The following is a 17,342-nucleotide window of genomic DNA, read 5'->3' as shown; positions in this document are numbered from 1 at the left end:
ATGCATATCCATATCCTCGGCATCTGCGGCACCTTCATGGGGGGGATTGCCTTGCTGGCGCGGGCGCTCGGCCACGAGGTGAGCGGTTCCGACGCCAACGTCTATCCGCCCATGAGCACCCAGTTGGAGGCGGCGGGTATCCGGCTGCGCGAGGGTTACGATCCCGCCCACCTGATGCCGGCCCCGGACTGCGTGGTGGTGGGCAACGCCCTCTCCCGCGGCAATCCGGCGGTGGAGTACCTGCTCGATGCGGGGTTGACCTACACCTCCGGCCCCCAGTGGCTGGCCGAGCAGGTGCTGCCGGATAAGTGGGTGCTGGCGGTGGCCGGGACCCACGGCAAGACCAGCACCGCCAGCCTGCTGGCCTGGATCCTGGAATACGCCGGCATGGAGCCGGGCTTCCTGATCGGCGGCGTACCGCTCAATTTCGGGGTTTCGGCGCGCATCGGCGGTACGCCCTTTTTCGTGGTGGAGGCGGACGAGTACGATACCGCCTTCTTCGACAAGCGTTCCAAGTTCGTGCATTACCATCCGCGGACCCTGATCCTCAACAACCTGGAGTTCGATCACGCCGATATATTCGACGACATCGGCATGATCCAGCGCCAGTTCCATCACCTGGTGCGCACCGTGCCGGGCAGCGGCCTGATCATCGCGCCGCGGGGCGAGGCCGCCATGGACGAGGTGCTGGAGATGGGCTGCTGGACGCCGCTGGAATTCTTCTCCGCCCAGTCACTGATCGAGCAACCGGCCGACTGGGGCACCCTGCCGATCAGTGCCGACGGCAGCCGCTTCACCCTGCTGTTCGAGGGGATGCCGGTGGGCGACGTGGCTTGGGAGCTGACCGGCCGGCACAATGTCAGCAACGCCCTGGCGGCGATAGCGGCGGCCCGTCACGTGGGGGTGCCGCCCGCGGTGTCGATCGCGGCGCTGGCGGAATTCCGTAACGTGAAACGGCGCATGGAGCTGCGCGGTGAGGTGGACGGGGTGCGAGTGTACGACGACTTCGCCCACCACCCCACGGCGATCGAAACCACCCTGCAGGGCCTGCGCGCCCAGGTGGGGGAGGCGCGCATCTTCGCCGTGTTGGAGCCGCGCTCCAACACCATGCGCATGGGGGTGCACGCCGGACAGTTGCCGGACGCGCTGGTGACGGCCGACCGGGTGCTGGTCTACTCCCCCGAGTCCCTGGACTGGGATGCGGAAATGGTCTTCGCGCCCCTGGGCGGGCAGGCGCGGGTGTTCGATCAGGTCGAGGCCATTATCCGGGCCCTGGCCGATGAAGTGGCCCCTGGCGACCAAGTGTTGATCATGAGCAACGGCGGCTTCGAGCAGATCCACCAGCGCCTGCTGGATGCCCTGGCGGCTCGGTGAAGTTTTAAGCTACTACTCACGGGGTGATTGGCCTACCTCGCCGGCCTCACGTGATGGCTTGTATCCTCGAATCCGGCCCCATTTTCAGCACCTGCCCAAGCCGCTCCCGGCCATCCATGGCCTCCGCGGCATAAGTCCATCCGTGGACAAAACTCGCTTCACTCAAACAAGGGCTGGCTTGAACCTGAAAAAGGGGCCGGATTCGAGGCGCCATCAAGATCGGCCAACAAGGCAGACCAATCACTTATAGACCGGGTGAGTAGTTACGTTTGAAGTTTGAAGTGCGTAGGATGGGTGGAGGCGCGCGCCACCGTTGTTGGCGGCTGCCCGTGGCGGCTGGACGCGCCGTAACCCATCGTTGGGCGAGTTGCGGGTGCCCGATGAGTTGCTCGTCGACAGGGACGTGTAATCACTTTCCGCGTTCATTGGCGTTTATTCGCGGCTAATATCTTCTCGATACAGCCGAATGGATAATCAGTATGACCCTTAGTCTTATCCCCATATCCCAATATTCGCTTTGGGTGAGAGGGCACTGGTCGGCCGCTCTGGCCGTTGGAGCAAGTTTATGACCACCCAGACCACCAAGCCCATCGCCCTGGCCATCACCGGCGCCTCCGGGGCCCCCTATGCCCTGCGTCTGCTGGAGTGCCTGGTTCAGGCCGACCGGCAGGTCTACCTGATGGTCTCCAAGGCGGCCCAGGTGGTGCTGCCGATGGAGACCGATCTAAGCTTCCCCTCGCGTCCCGAGGAGGCGGAAAAACTGCTCGGCGAGCGCTTCCAGGCCCGCGCCGGCCAGATCCGCGTGTTCGGCCGCGAACAGTGGACCGCCCCGGTGGCCAGCGGCTCCAATCCGCCCGAGGCGATGGTGGTCTGTCCCTGCAGCACCGGCACCCTCTCGGCCATCGCCAGCGGCGCCAGCAACAACCTGATCGAACGGGCCGCCGATGTGGTGCTGAAGGAGCAGCGCAAGCTGATCCTGATGGTACGGGAGACCCCGTATTCTCCCATCCACCTGGAGAACATGCTGAAACTCTCCCGCCTGGGGGTGGTGATCATGCCGGCCAGCCCCGGCTTCTATAATCGACCGGAGAGCGTGGCGGACCTGGTGGACTTCATGGTGGCGCGGGTGTTGAGCCACCTCGGCATCGACAATCCGCTGAACCGGCCCTGGGGCGAATAAAAGACTACCTGATTACCCACCAGACTCCGCTATGGTCAGACACCGTTTATCAAAGCCGCGAATGAACGCGAATAAACGCAAATAGAGCTGTTTATCCAGTTGAGGGAATAGCGGCTGCATCCAGGCTACGGCGCTGGCCGGGGGAGGTAGGATGCCGGTGAGCTTGCGAACCGCATCATTCCATCCTCGGGTCCGTAAACGGTGCATCCCTGCACCACACCTCGCGGTAAGGCTTGATGCGGTTCGTGCCTCACCGGCATCCTACCCCGGGCATCGTGGTTTGAACCCCAGGTGTCGGAGTCAAACCAGCCGCCCGCCGTGCGATCAGGTCACCCGACCGAGCCTGGTTTGACTCCGACACCTCACCTGCATCCACCGATATCGATGCAGTTTCGTAGGATGGGTGGAGCGCCCCGATGCACTCTCCGCTGGCTCCCTCTCCGGCGCGCAACCCATCGCGCACCTGCATCCGCATCCGAAGATGGGTTACGGCGTGTCCGACCGCCGCGAATAGCCGTCAACAATGGTGCCGCGCCTGCACCCATCCTACACGCGTGCTCATTGGCATTTGTGGGTAAAGGGTGGGGCTAGGGGCGTGCCTCCCGGATGCGCACCCGGCCGCCGTCTTCCCGGAGCTGTCGGCTGTCGAGCAAGCGCAGATCGCGCCGCAGCTGCCCCAGCGCCTGATCAAAGTTCGGGGCCGTCTGGGCATAGGTGAGAAAACCGAGCACCTTCACTTGGCGCTGCTCGCTGATATTGCCGATCCAGAGCGGCGTGCCGTTGCCGACAAGGCGGACATCGGTGGCCCAGAGCCGCAACACCAGCCGCCGGTCCTGCGGCAGCGGCTTTTCCAATATCAGCGTCTCGTGTCGCCCATCATGCACCTGCGGCAACACCGGCAACGCCTGCAGCGGCTGGCCGGGGGAGAGCAGCCGTAGCCCGTCGGACCAGTCGAGGCGGGTGGCCGGCAGCCACCCGGCGGCATGCAGCTGCCGCCTCAGCCAGTCGATGGAGCCGGCATATTGCAGATTCAACGGATGCTCCTCGCGGTTGCGGAGATCGGCGCGGAATGCCGGCAGTGGCATGGCGGTCCCTTCCCACCAGTCGCCCTGGTCGACCTGCTGGATTGTCCGGGCCGGTTGGTAACGGGCCAGATTGCGCTCATGATGCAGCCCGGTTTCCACGCTGAACGCCGCGGCCGTCACCAGCAGGGAGACCAGCACCAGGCTGCGCCAGTGGGACTCCTGGGCGGCGTGGCGATGATAGGCCAGCCCCAGCAGGGCCACCCAGGCGACGCCCAGGGTGATGCTACCGGACACATCGGAGAGCCAGTGCACCCCGAGATAGAGCCGCGAGCTGGCCACCGCCAGAATCAGCAGTCCGGCCAGGCTGTAGGGCAGCCAGCGCCAGCGATCCGACAACGGGCGCGCGATCAGGACCGCGAGAAAACCGTACAGCACCATGGCGCGCAGGACGTGACCGCTGGGGAAGGAGTAGGAGTCGGGCGGCTGCACCACGATATCCGGGCGCGGAATCTGCAGCCCCAGCTTCAGCAGGGGGGCGGCCAGGGCACAGAACAGGATGGCGGCCAGCCAGTGGCTGGCGGTGCGGTAATGCCGGTTCCAGAACAGGTACAGCAGCACACCGCCGGCCAGGGAGAAGATGACCCCGACATCCGCCAGCCGGGTGAAATAGACCATCAGCTCATCGGCCAAGGGTGAGCGCAGGCTCTGCAGCGTCTGCAATACCGTGAGGTCGATGCCGGTATGCAGGCCGCCGCCGGGCAGCAACCCGAGCAGCAGCACGAACAGGGCGGAGGCGATCACCAGCAGGGTGGCGAGGATCGATAGCCCGCGGGTCTCCGGGTGATTGGGGTCGGCCAGGGCGCTGGCGATCTCGCCCATCACCGGATGGGCCTCGCCCCACTCCAGCAGCCACTGCACCCAGCGGGTGGTGTGGGGATGCAGTAATCGAAACAGCCAACGGATCAGGTTGTACACCGCCCAGGCGAAAAACAGCAGCAGCAGGGCCAGGATCACCAGCCGCATCGTCACCTCGGAGGCCAGCTCCATGGAGGCACCGAAGACGATCCCCGGCAGCAGGTAGAGCGGCGCCCAGGCCAGGGCCGAGAGCACATTGACCAACCCGAAGCGCAACGCCGGCATATCCATCATCCCCGCGATCAGCGGGATCACCCCCCGGGTCGGGCCGAAGAAACGGCCCAGGACGACACTCTTGCCGCCGTATTTCTCGAAGAAGTCGATACCGCGCCGCAGTGATTCGGGATGGCGGCTGAAGGGCCAGAACGTGGCCAGCCGCTCCCGGTAGTGGTGGCCGACCCAGAAGCTCAGCCCATCGCCCGTCACCGCCCCGGCCACCGCCCAGCCCATGGCCGGCCAGAAGGCGATCACCCCGCCGGCGATCAGCGCGCCGATGCCGAACATGATCACCACCCCCGGCACAATCAGCCCGACAACGGCCAGGGATTCGGCCATGGCCACCAGAAAGATCACGCTGTAGGACCAGCCCGGGTGGAGCGAAACCCACTCCAGGACCTGTTGAAAAAGTTCAGTCATTGGCTTTATTTGTTCTTTTAATGGCTCTATCCCAGTTGGTTGTTGGTGTTGATCAAGCTTGGTGAATCACCCCGTAGGAGCGCCTCTGGCGCGAAGGTTTTCGCGGCAAAGCCACTCCTTTATGGGGGGTGTTTGTCCAGGACAGGGGTCGGAGTCAAATTTGATCAAGCGAACGGAGTATTTTATACGAAAATGTCCATCAAATTTGACTCAGACCCCTATAGGCGCCCATAGGCGTCAGCCCCGGAAAATGGAACATACCCCCGCCACGGCGGCTAGTCTAACCCGATTTTCCAGTGTGATCTTCATCGGACGCAGCTACACCTGTTCGCCACCCCGCCGGAATGAACTGACGATGGAAAACGGGGACAATAGGCCATTGAATCGGGTAATGTGTCCGGTTTACGGAATACCCCGATAAACGCCGGAATCTGCACGAAGAGGAACCGCATATGAACCAAGAAGAAAAACCTGCAACCAACCCAATCTGGATACGCGGCCTCTACATGCTGCTGTTTATCCTGATCCACGGCATCGCCAAAGGGGTCGCTATCGCGGTGTCGGTGATCCAGTTCATCCTGGTCGTCATCAACAAGGCCGCCAACCAACCGCTGTGCAAGTTCGGCCAGGGCCTCAGCACCTACCTCTACGACATCACCCAGTTCCTGGTCTTCAATACCGAGCACAAACCGTTCCCGTTCGATGACTGGCGCAACGCCCCGCCCCGTGAGGAGTCACCGGCATCGGACCAGGATATGGAGTATCAGAGCGGGCAGTAGTAACTCAGGTTTCCGAGTGCGTAGTTGCTCGTAGGGTGGATAAGCTCGCGCATCCACCAACCGGGGCCGACAAGAGCAATCCTCGTTCCCACGCTCCGCGTGGGAATGCATATTGAATCAGTATGAGATACGAAGGCAGATGCCGGCACCCGTCCATTCGGATATATTTGGATACATATTCGAATAATCAGTATTGGATTATTTGGATATAAATGGATACTATTACGGGTATGTCCATTAATTCCAACACACTTGAGATTACCCCGGAAATCCTGTCTCTGATCGCGGAACTGGACGAGTTCAAGGGTGCCTGGCGGGCATTGGGTGCCCTGGCCCCGGAACGGCTTTCCGCACTGCGCCGGGTGGCGACGATTGAAAGCATCGGTTCTTCCACGCGTATTGAGGGTAGCCGACTATCCGATCAGGAGGTCGCCCGCCTGCTCAACAACATCGAGATTAAAAAGTTTGATACACGGGATGAGCAGGAGGTTGCGGGCTATGCCGATGTGATGAACACGGTTTACAGCCATGCCGATGCCATCGACTTGACAGAAAACCACATCCGCCAGCTGCACCGCGACCTGCTGGCCTACAGCGGCAAGGATGAGCGGCACCGGGGTCACTACAAAACCAATCCCAACCACGTCAGCGCCTTCGACATCGACGGTAACGAACTCGGCGTCGTGTTCGAAACGGCAAGCCCTTTCGATACCCCGCGCCTCATGGCGGAACTGGTCCAGTGGACCCGTAATGCACTGGAGGAAAAGGCACTCCACCCGCTGCTGGTGATCGCCCTGTTCACGGTGGTCTTTCTGGAGATTCACCCCTTCCAGGATGGCAATGGACGACTGTCCCGCATACTCACCACCTTGCTGTTGCTCAGGGCCGGTTATGCCTACGTCCCCTACAGCTCGCTGGAAAGCGTCATCGAGCAATCCAAGGAGGGCTATTACCTGGCGCTGCGCAACACCCAAGGCACCATACGCACCGATGCACCGGACTGGCAGCCCTGGATACTGTACTTTCTTCGTGGGTTGAAAAAACAAAAACAGCGGCTGGAGACCAAGATCGAACGCGAGCAGATCCTGGTTGCCCGGTTGCCGGAACTGTCGGCCAACATCCTCGAACTGGCGACCGAGCATGGCCGGCTGAGCGTCAGTCAGCTCGTCGAATTGACCGGCGCCAACCGCAATACCGTGAAAAAGCACCTGCAGGCACTGGTCGCCAACCGGCACCTGGCGCAACATGGCAAGGGTAAAGGGACGTGGTATGGCCGCAGTTAACAAACGTGTTGGCGCAAAGCGGTCAAGAAACCACAGAAATAGAGCGTTGTAGAAATTGAAGAAGTAATTTGGCTCAAGCCTATCGAGCCAGGCAATGGTGTACAGATCCAAACCGCCTGGTAGTGCAGTTCCGGAATCAACTGGGCTGCGACTACTACGATGACATGACGAATTATGCCGATAGCAGGCAAAACAATACGGGGTGTTTGCGTTGCCCACTTTTAGAAGGGAACACCATGACATGAGCGAATCGCAACATATGGAGTGGAAGGCGTCGTGGCGGGATGAGTACCTGAAATGGATCTGCGGCTTTGCCAATGCGGAGGGCGGCGTGTTGGTCATCGGTCGCAACGATGCCGGTGAGGCGGTGGGTGCGGCTGACGCGCAGCATCTGCTCGAAACCATTCCGAACAAGGTACGCGATCTGCTGGGCATTATTGTTGATGTGAATCTGTTGCAAGAAGCCGGCAGGCAACTGCTGGAGATTGTGGTTGAGCCATACCCCTACCCCATCAGTTACAAGGGGCAGTATCACTACCGCAGCGGCAGTACCAAACAGGAGTTGAAGGGGGCGCCGCTGGATCGGTTTTTGTTGAAAAAGCAGGGGCGCCACTGGGATGGTGTGCCGGTGCCGCGTGTAAATGCTGCTGATCTGGATGCCGCGACGCTCGCCTGGTTTCGCAAGCAGGCGGAGAGGAGCCAACGGCTCTCATCCGACATCCTCGATGAAGCGGATGATGTATTACTCGATAAACTGCACCTGGTCGAGGGCGGTTATCTGAAACGTGCCGCACTGTTGCTGTTCCACGCCGATCCGGAACGGTACGCCGTCGGCGCCTGGGTGAAACTGGGTTTTTTCGACAACAATGTGGACCTGCGCTATCAGGACGAGGTACACGGCAGCCTGTTGATGCAGGTGAACCGGATCATCGAGATCCTTAAGGCCAAGTACTTCAAGGCGTGGATCTCCTATGAAGGGCTGCAACGGGTCGAGACCTGGCCGGTGCCGGAGGCGGCGTTGCGCGAGGCGATCCTCAACGCCGTGGTGCACAAGGACTACGCCAGCGGCGTGCCGATACAGATCAGCGTCTATGCCGACAAGCTGATGATCTGGAACCCGGGTATCCTGCCGCCCGACTGGGACGTGGCGAAGCTGCTGGCCAAACACGCCTCGCAGCCGTTCAATCCCGATGTGGCCAACACCTTTTTCCGTGCGGGGATGATCGAGTCGTGGGGGCGGGGTATCGAGCGCATTCTGGATGCCTGTGCGGAGGCCAATGTTCCCGCGCCGCGTTTGCAGTATGAGCCGAGCGGTTTGTGGGTGACGTTCCAGTTCGCAGCTGAACCGCCGGGGCAGGCCGCGGCATCCGAAACGCCGGGGAAGACTATCCCGAAAACGCCCCTGAAAACGCCCCTGAAAACGCCCCTGAAAACGCCGGGTAAGATTCTGGCCGCATTGCGGCAAGACGGCACGCTTTCCATTCCGGCGCTAGCCAGTCAAATAGACAAGTCTGAAAGCGCGGTGAAGAGGGCCATCAGAAAACTACGGGAGGAAGGCACGCTGGAACACATCGGCCCGGCCAAGGGTGGTCACTGGAAGGTATTGGAGGATAAGGAATGAGCCAAGTAGGCCAGCGTGAGCGCGCCGCGCAGAACCGCGTGGTGGCGCTGTTCCGCAATCAACTTGGATACGCCTACTACGGCGACTGGCAGGACAGGGCCGACAACTCGAATATCGAAGAGGGCTACCTGCGCGACTGGCTGCAGCGGCAGGGGGTGGACGAGGCGATGGCGGCCAAGGTGTTTTCCTGGTGGCTGAGTTAGCCAGGTAATCGGGGACAATTATTAAAAATGCGAATTTTGGAAAAGTAGTCAATGAGCCAAACAACAAACAACCTTGCCGCCTACATCTGGTCCCTGGCCGATCTGCTGCGCGGCGATTTCAAGCAGAGCCAGTATGGTCGCATCATCCTGCCGTTTACCTTGCTGCGGCGTTTGGAGTGCGTGCTCGCGCCGAGCAAGCAGGCAGTGCTGGCCGAGTACGGGAAGGTGCAGAAGATGAACCTGCCGGAAGAGGCGCAGGAGAAGCTGCTGTTGCGCGCCACCAACGGCCTGCAGTTCTACAACACCTCGAAGATGGACCTCTCCAAACTGGGCGAGGCCGGAATCAAGGACAACCTCGACTCCTACATCCAGGGCTTCTCCCGGGATGCCCGCGAGATCTTCGAGCACTTCAAGTTCAATGAGTTCATCGGCCAGCTGAACGACGCCAACCTGCTCTACAAGATCGTGCAGAAGGTGCGCACCACCGACCTCAGTCCCCGGGCCATCTCCAACCACGACATGGGCAAGGTGTTCGAGGAGCTGATCCGCCGCTTCGCGGAATCCTCCAACGAGACCGCCGGCGAACACTTCACCCCGCGCGACATCGTCCACCTCACCACCTCGCTGGTGTTCATGGAGGACGACGACGCCCTCACCAGGCCGGGCATTATCCGCACCATCTACGACCCCACGGCGGGGACCGGTGGTTTCCTCTCCGAGGGCATGGAGTATGTGGATAAGCTCAATCCGCAGGCCAAAATGGTGGCCTATGGGCAGGAGCTCAACCCGGAGAGTTACGCCATCTGCAAGGCCGACATGCTGATCAAGGGGCAGGAGGTCAACAACATCAAGCTGGGTAACACCCTCTCCAACGACCAGCTCTATGCCGACCAGTTCGACTACATGCTCTCCAATCCCCCCTTTGGCGTCGACTGGAAGAAGATCGAAGGTGAGATCAAGGACGAACACACCCTCAAGGGCTTCGACGGCCGCTTCGGCCCCGGTCTGCCCCGCGTCTCCGACGGCTCGCTGCTGTTTCTGCTGCATTTGATCAGCAAGCTCAGAGATAACGCACAGGGAAGTGCTAATGTCGCGGGAGGCAGGACGCCGGGAGCGACCGCCGGCAACGGGGGAGGGCGCATCGGCATCATCCTCAACGGCTCGCCGCTGTTTACCGGCGGCGCCGGTTCCGGCGAGTCGGAGATCCGCCGCTACATCCTCGAGGCCGACCTGTTGGAGGCGATCATCGCCCTGCCCACCGACATGTTCTACAACACCGGCATTGCCACCTATGTCTGGGTGCTCTCCAACAAAAAGGCCGGCGAGCGCAAAGGAAAAGTTCAGTTGATTAACGGCGTCAACCTCTGCGGCAAGATGCGCAAGTCCCTCGGCTCCAAGCGCAACCGGATGGATGACGCAGACATCGCTACCATCACCCGCGCCTTCGGCGCCTTCGAGGTGGTCGATGCCCGTAAGTTAAACAAGCCGGCGGAGCAGAAGAGCAACCGCGGCCGCCAGTCAGCCAATCCAAAAACGGAACCGCCCAAGACCTTCTCCAGCAAAATCTTCGTCACCCACGAATTCGGCTACCGCCGCCTCACCATCGAGCGTCCCCTGCGCGAGTCCTTCCAGTTCAGTGACGAGCGCCTTGCCGGGCTGCGCTTCGCCCCCAAACCGCTGGGTGCGGTGATGCAGTGGGCCTATGCGGAGTACGGCCAGAGTGAAGAGGGTCGCTGGAGCGATGATGAGGGGTGTGAAAACTACGGCCTGCTGAGCGAACACGAGGAGGGGATTCGCAACCGCATCAAGAGCCACTTCAGCGAGCTGAAAGAGAAACAGATCAAGGATCTGCTCGACAGAAAGACCTGGCTCGCGCAACGGGCCACCCTAATCAAGGCCAAACGGCTGCAACAGCAAATCGGCAGCGAACAGTACGATGACATGAACAAGTTCGATGCCGTGGTCAAGGCCGCCTGCAAGGCCGCCGGTATCACCCTCGATGCGTCGGAGAAGAAGCAGATCACCGCCGCCGTCAGCTGGAAGAACCCGGCAGCGGAAAAGGTGATCAAGAAGATCCATAAGGGTAAGGCCGGCCGCTCCTCGACATCCCTGTCGCCGCGGCATACCGGTCATCCTGACCATAATCCCATCTACGGCCTGTTCGAGGTGGGCGGCAAGGTGGTGGAGTACAAGCCCGACAGCGACCTGCGCGACAACGAAAACGTCCCGCTCGACCCCGGTCAGAGCGTCAACGCCGTCAACGAGGCCTACTTCGCCAGGGAGGTGCAACCCCACGTCCCCGATGCCTGGATCGACGCCGGCAAGCGCGATGCCAAGGACCAGGAGATCGGCATCGTTGGGTATGAGATACCGTTCAACCGCCACTTCTATTTCTATCAGCCGCCACGGGCTTTGGAGGAGATTGATGCTGAGCTGGATCTGGTGAGTGGGGAGATTATGGCGCTGTTGCGTGAGGTGCATTCCTAATGGGTGGGAAGTACATGCCACATCCTGACTATCAGGAATCCAGAATTGAGTGGATTGGGCAGTACCCGAAAGATTGGAAGATTACTCGGGTAAAATTTGAGTCATATGTGAAGGCTCGCGTTGGCTGGCATGGGCTGAAGTCTGATGACTTTACCGATGAGGGGCCTTACTTAGTAACAGGTTCCGACTTTCGAGGTCCATTAATTAGCTGGGAAGAATGTTACCACTGTGATTTGGATCGATATGAGCAAGATCCATACATTCAGCTTAAAGAGAAGGATCTGCTGATAACCAAAGATGGAACAATTGGTAAGGTGGCATTGGTTAGCGGATTAGACGGAAAGGCGACCCTCAATAGTGGGGTATTCGTCGTTCGTCCCCTAGCTGACAATTACACAAGCAAATTCTACTTTTGGTTGCTGCAGTCAAGCGTATTTACGGGGTTTGTGGATTTTAATAAGACAGGTAGTACGATTGTTCATCTGTACCAAGATACGTTCGTAAACTTCAGATATGCGCTGCCAAGCTTTCACGAGCAATTAGCAATAAATGACTTTCTTAGTCACGAAACCGTCAAAATAGACACCCTGATCGAAAAACAACAACAGCTCATCAAGCTGCTGAAAGAGAAACGCCAGGCGGTGATCAGCCATGCCGTCACCAAAGGGCTGAATCCCGACGCCCCCATGCGCGACTCAGGGGTTGAGTGGTTGGGTGAGGTGCCGGAGCATTGGGAGGTAAAACAATTACAGCATTTGGTCGAACAAGGCAGGCGTATCATGTATGGAATTGTCTTGCCTGGGCCGAATGTCGATGTCGGTGTCCCAATTGTTAAAGGTGGCGATGTTAAGCCAGGGCGACTAAATCCGAATTCTTTATGCAAAACAACTTTTGAAATTGAATCCTGTTATGAGAGGAGTCGACTTAAAGAGGGCGACCTGGTCTATTCGATTAGGGGAACTATTGGAGATGTTGAAATAGTTCCTAAAGAAATTGAAGGGGCTAATCTAACGCAAGATGCAGCCCGTATTGCACCTGCCAAAGGCGTTAATAACTTATGGCTAAAATACACGTTAGAGTCCACTCAGGTATTTTCTCAGTTAGAAGTGGGTTCGGCAGGGGCCGCAGTAAAGGGCGTTAATATTTGTGATCTGAAAAAGGCCTATATACCTGTTCCACCAGAAAACGAAATGACAAAATTATCCGATCATATTGAAAGATTGTTATCAAAAATGGATAAGCTTTCAGTCGATTGTGATCGGCAGATAAAGCTACTTCAAGAGCGTCGCACCGCCCTAATCTCCGCTGCCGTTACCGGCAAGATCGATGTCCGATCCTGGGTAGCCCCGGAACAAATACAAAACCACAAGGAAGCTGCCGCATGAGGAATTTGGGGGGCGACAAAGCGAGGGGGAGGGCCGGGTTGGTGCGCTTTTATTAAGTGTATCCGGATACCCGGCACTCTTGACTAATTGATAACCAACGGGCGGAAAGTTCGTCGGTGAGTGTTGAAAAGTCCCAACATGAGACCTATAGTACCCAAATCAGGACTTTTCTCTCGTGGGCTAAATGGAATCCGTGACTACCAACATAGGTGATGCGCTCTTTACCAAGACCCAACAGCGGGTGTTGGGGCTGCTCTTTGGTCGGCCGCAGCAGAGTTTCTATCTGAATGAGCTGGTGCGGATGGCGGGGGTTGGCAAGGGTTCGGTGATGCGTGAGTTGGAGAAGCTCCGCGCGGCGGGCCTGCTGACGGTGACCCGCATCGGCAACCAGAACCACTATCAGGCGAATGCCGAAAACCCGATCTTTGCGGAGTTGAAGGGGATTGCCCAGAAAAGTTTCGGGCTGGTGGATATTGTCGGCTCGGCCCTGAGGCCGCTACTGGACGAGATCGAGCTTGCCCTTATCTACGGCTCGATGGCCAAGGGGGCTGAACATGCCGGGAGTGATATTGATCTGCTGCTGGTCAGTGACAGCCTGAGCTATGGCGCCGTGATGGAGGTGTTGGTGGAGGCGGAGACGCAGTTGGGCCGTACCATCAACCCGACACTCTATACGCCGCGGGAGTTTGCAGAACGCAAGCGCAAGCAGCAGCACTTTATTACCCGGCTGATGGGGCAGCAGGTGCTTTGGATAAAACGGAACCCCATATGGGATGATAAATGATAAGGGGATGGGCCGCTTATGGCTGGTAAGGCAAGTGAGCTGACGTTTCAGAACGATATCATTCAACAACTACTGGCCAACGGCTGGTTGCTGGGGAGGCCGGAAGGCTACAATCGTGAGCTGGCACTCTATGAAGAGGACCTGTTGGGTTTCGTGCAAGAGACCCAGGACGCCCAGTGGCAGCAGTTCTGCAAGCTCTACCCCAACAACCCCGAACAGAAATTTCTTGAGCGGGTCGCCAGCCAGTTGAACAAGGCCGACCCCAATGCCCCCAATAAGGAGTTGCGCACCTTCGGTACCCTGGGGGTGTTGCGCCACGAGCTGCGGGATCGTGGCACCCGCTTCAGCCTCTGCCAGTTCAGGCCCGAGCACGAGCTGAACCCCGACACCCTGGCGCGCTATGAGAAGAACCGCCTGCGGGTGGTGCCGGAGTTGGTCTATAGCCCGTGGGTATCCCCCGCACCCCAACCCTCTCCCCCGGGGGGAGAGGGGGTTGGCGGTGGAGAGGAGGAGAAGTTCGCGAAGAAGTGGCGCATCGACCTGGTGCTGTTCGTCAACGGCCTGCCGGTGGCGACGCTGGAGCTGAAGTCGGAGTTCAAACAGGCGGTGGAGAACGCCATCCGCCAGTACAAGACCACCCGTTTCCCCATCGATCCCGTCACCAAAAAAACCGAACCGCTTTTAACCTTCAAGCGTGGGGCGCTGGTCCACTTCGCGGTGAGCCAGTATGAGGTCTACATGGCGACCCGCCTGGAGGGGGATGAGACCTTCTTCCTGCCGTTCAACAAGGGCGCGGCGGGCGGCGGCGCCGGTAACGATGTGCCGGAGGATGTGAACCGCTACGCCACCGACTACCTGTGGAACGAGCTGCTGCTACCCGATAACCTGCTCACCATCCTTGCCCGCTATGTGCATCTGCAGATCGAGGAGAAGGAGGATTGGGAGGGGCGCAAGTACAAGAAGGAGACCCTGATCTTCCCCCGTTACCATCAGTGGGATGTGGTCAACAAGCTGGTGCGTGCCGCGCATAGCGAGGGCCCGGGGCACAAATATCTGATCCAGCACAGTGCCGGTTCCGGAAAGTCCAATTCCATCGCCTGGACCGCGCATCAGCTCTCCTCGCTCTATGATGCGGCGGGCAACAAGCAGTTTAATTCGGTGATCATCGTCACCGACCGCACCGTGCTCGACGACCAGTTGCAGGACACCATCTACCAGTTCGAGCACGTGGATGGCGTGGTGGGGCGCATCAACCGCAAGGAGGGGGAGGGCTCCAAGTCGGAGAAGCTCGCCGCCGCGCTGGAGGGCTCACAGCCGATCATCATCGTCACCATCCAGACTTTCCCCTATGTGCTCAAGGCGATTGAGAACAGCACCAGCCTCAAGGAGCGCCGCTACGCCATCATTGCCGACGAGGCGCACTCCTCGCAAACGGGCTCGACCGCGCGCCAGTTGAAAGAGGTGTTGATGATCGACGGTCAGGGGGAAGATGAGGAGCTGGGCAGTGAGGATATACTTGATGCCGCTGTCGCGTCGCGTCGCGCCAACACCAATCTCAGCTACTTTGCTTTCACCGCCACACCCAAGACCAAAACCCTGGAACTGTTTGGCCGAGTACCGAATCCGGCCGAGCCACCCTCCAAGAGCAACAAGCCGGTGGCCTATCATGTCTACAGCATGCGTCAGGCGATCGAGGAGGGCTTTATCCTTGACGTGTTGAAGAACTACACCAACTATCGGGTGGCCTATAACCTGGCGATGAAGATCGCGGGTGCCGATGAAGAGGTGGAGAGCAAAAAAGCCAAGGTGAAACTGAACCAGTGGGTGCGCCTGCACGACTACAACATCGCGCAGAAGGTGCAGATGATCGTCGAACACTTCAAGGACAACGTGATGGGGCTGTTGGGCGGGCAGGCCAAGGCGATGGTGGTGACCAGCTCGCGCAAGGAGGCGGTGCGCTACAAACTGGGATTTGATAAATACATCACCCAAATGGGTTATACCAAGATCCACGCCATGGTCGCTTTCTCCGGTGAGGTGGAATTTGATGAGAGAGACCCGAATGTGGCGGGGCTGCTGGGTGAAAAGTTCACTGAGAGTAATATGAACCCGAACCTCAAAGGTCGCGATATGCGCAAGGCCTTTGACTCGGATGACTATCGGGTGATGATCGTTGCCAACAAGTTTCAGACCGGTTTTGATCAACCCAAGCTCTGCGCCATGTATGTGGACAAGAAGCTCGGCGGCGTGGAGTGTGTGCAGACCCTGTCGCGTCTTAACCGGACCTATCCGGGCAAGGCCGAAACCGGCACCTTTGTACTCGACTTCTTTAATGATACCGATGATATCCTGACTGCCTTCCAGCCCTACTATCAAACGGCCGAGCTGGAGGATGTATCCGATCCCAACAAGATATTCGAGCTGTTTGACAAGCTGCGCGCGGCCGGCATCTTTACCTGGCAGGAGGTGGAGCAGTTCTGCAGCGCCTTCTTTGTTAAGAACAAAAGCAATGCGGCGATCGCCAACATCTGCAAACCGGCGGTGGAGCGCTGGCAGAAGCGTTATAAGTCAGCCACTGATGCCTACAAGCAGGCCAGAGAGATGTTTGAACGCACCAAAAAGACCGGTGATGCGGTACTGCTGGCCAATGCCGAGAACAGCCTCAAGGAGTGCAAGCAGGAGAAGGATGCGCTGGAGATCTTCAAGAAAGACCTCGGCAGTTTTGTGCGTTTTTATGAGTTCATGTCGCAGATCGTTGACTACAACGACAAGGGGCTTGAGAAACTCAGTCTCTATGCCAAAAACCTGCGACCGATGCTGCGTGAATCGGTTCTGGATGAAGATGATATCGATCTGCACAACGTGGTACTCAGTCACTATCGACTCTCAAAGATTCGCCAGCAAGACCTTCAGCTCAAGGAGGACGCTGGGGCATATCTAAATCCCGGTGATGACCTCGGTAGTGCAAGGCCAAAAAACAAGAAAGAGGAATTTCTCTCGCTGATCATCAGCAAACTTAACGAACTGTTCATTACCGATGGGTTGACGGAGAAAGATTTGGTGAGCTACGCCTACACCATTCGGGATAAAGTAAGCGAGAACGCGTTTGTTATGAAGCAGATTGCCAATAATTCACCGGAACAGGCCATGCTCGGAGATTTTTCGAAAGCCGTTGATGACGCGGTGCTGGATAGTGGCGAGGCACATCAGAACCAAATGATGCAGTTGCTCTCGGATCCCGACAAAGCGAAACGCTTTGCAAAGATTGTATTTGATTTGTTGATAAGCCGTGACAGTTGATTATTTTAACTACATCCCTTTTAACCAGGAAGGTGGCTTGCTCAAGGCAAGAGAACTTTTCGGCAACGAGCTGGAACTGCTTATCAGTTAACCCAACGGATTTTTAATTGCATAACATGGAAGAAACGGCGATGGAAAAACAGCAAATTGAGATTTATCAAACAGATGATGGTCTAACCCAGATCGATGTACGATTTCAGGAAGATACAATATGGTTATCTCAGGCCCAAATGGCCGAATTGTTTGAAAAAGACAGTGACACCATTGGTCTGCACCTTAAAAATATCTATAAATCCGGCGAATTAGCTCAACAGACAACTACCGATGAATCCTCGGTAGTTCGACAGGAAGGCAGGCGCAACGTTAAAAG

At 58.3% G+C, this 17,342-nt stretch carries 11 protein-coding genes and 1 pseudogene; 11 read left to right on the top strand and 1 reads right to left on the bottom strand.

Annotated features, from left to right (window positions below):
- Window positions 1-1,374, top strand: coding sequence for a UDP-N-acetylmuramate:L-alanyl-gamma-D-glutamyl-meso-diaminopimelate ligase (mpl, locus tag NPX02_RS18140; protein WP_260295303.1), 1,374 nt, complete (start codon window positions 1-3; stop codon window positions 1,372-1,374).
- Window positions 1,375-1,939: 565 nt separating this feature from the next.
- Window positions 1,940-2,554 (top strand): flavin prenyltransferase UbiX, encoded by a 615-nt coding sequence (locus NPX02_RS18135; protein ID WP_260295301.1) that lies wholly within the window; start codon window positions 1,940-1,942, stop codon window positions 2,552-2,554.
- A gap of 587 nt (window positions 2,555-3,141) precedes the next feature.
- Here NPX02_RS18135 and NPX02_RS18130 read toward each other — a convergent pair.
- A complete protein-coding gene (locus tag NPX02_RS18130) occupies window positions 3,142-5,130 on the bottom strand; it encodes a bifunctional DedA family/phosphatase PAP2 family protein (RefSeq protein ID WP_260295299.1) in 1,989 nt (662 codons plus the stop codon).
- 452 nt (window positions 5,131-5,582) lie between these two features.
- Between NPX02_RS18130 and NPX02_RS18125 the strand changes: the two genes are divergently transcribed.
- The 9 genes and pseudogenes from NPX02_RS18125 to NPX02_RS18085 form a co-directional block, all read left to right on the top strand.
- On the top strand, window positions 5,583-5,909 hold the full coding sequence (locus NPX02_RS18125; protein ID WP_260295297.1) for a DUF4389 domain-containing protein: 327 nt from the start codon (window positions 5,583-5,585) through the stop codon (window positions 5,907-5,909).
- 230 nt (window positions 5,910-6,139) lie between these two features.
- Window positions 6,140-7,192 carry a Fic family protein gene (locus tag NPX02_RS18120; RefSeq protein ID WP_260295295.1) on the top strand — a complete coding sequence of 351 codons (1,053 nt, stop codon included), beginning with the start codon at window positions 6,140-6,142 and terminating at the stop codon, window positions 7,190-7,192.
- A gap of 241 nt (window positions 7,193-7,433) precedes the next feature.
- Window positions 7,434-8,813 carry an ATP-binding protein gene (locus NPX02_RS18115; RefSeq protein ID WP_260295293.1) on the top strand — a complete coding sequence of 460 codons (1,380 nt, stop codon included), beginning with the start codon at window positions 7,434-7,436 and terminating at the stop codon, window positions 8,811-8,813.
- Window positions 8,810-9,016, top strand: a complete 207-nt coding sequence (locus NPX02_RS18110; RefSeq protein WP_260295331.1) for a hypothetical protein — start codon at window positions 8,810-8,812, stop codon at window positions 9,014-9,016. Before NPX02_RS18115 ends, NPX02_RS18110 begins: the two co-directional genes overlap by 4 nt.
- A 51-nt stretch (window positions 9,017-9,067) precedes the next feature.
- Window positions 9,068-11,503 (top strand): type I restriction-modification system subunit M, encoded by a 2,436-nt coding sequence (locus NPX02_RS18105; protein ID WP_260295292.1) that lies wholly within the window; start codon window positions 9,068-9,070, stop codon window positions 11,501-11,503.
- Between the two features lie 14 nt (window positions 11,504-11,517).
- The gene (locus NPX02_RS18100; RefSeq protein ID WP_260295291.1) at window positions 11,518-12,888 is read left to right on the top strand and encodes a restriction endonuclease subunit S; all 1,371 of its coding nucleotides are present in this window, start codon (window positions 11,518-11,520) and stop codon (window positions 12,886-12,888) included.
- A gap of 193 nt (window positions 12,889-13,081) precedes the next feature.
- Window positions 13,082-13,672, top strand: coding sequence for a nucleotidyltransferase domain-containing protein (locus tag NPX02_RS18095; protein ID WP_335342602.1), 591 nt, complete (start codon window positions 13,082-13,084; stop codon window positions 13,670-13,672).
- An 18-nt stretch (window positions 13,673-13,690) separates the two neighbouring features.
- Window positions 13,691-16,972 carry a type I restriction endonuclease subunit R gene (locus NPX02_RS18090; RefSeq protein WP_260295288.1) on the top strand — a complete coding sequence of 1,094 codons (3,282 nt, stop codon included), beginning with the start codon at window positions 13,691-13,693 and terminating at the stop codon, window positions 16,970-16,972.
- Between the two features lie 131 nt (window positions 16,973-17,103).
- Window positions 17,104-17,342, top strand: a pseudogene (locus tag NPX02_RS18085) (hypothetical protein); the annotation flags it as partial.

The organism is Sedimenticola hydrogenitrophicus, assembly GCF_025175675.1.
In the GTDB taxonomy this organism is placed as follows: Bacteria; Pseudomonadota; Gammaproteobacteria; order Chromatiales; family Chromatiaceae; genus Sedimenticola; species Sedimenticola hydrogenitrophicus.
The sequence above is the reverse complement of the archived record's forward strand: the minus strand, read 5'-3'. Positions and strand labels throughout refer to the sequence as shown.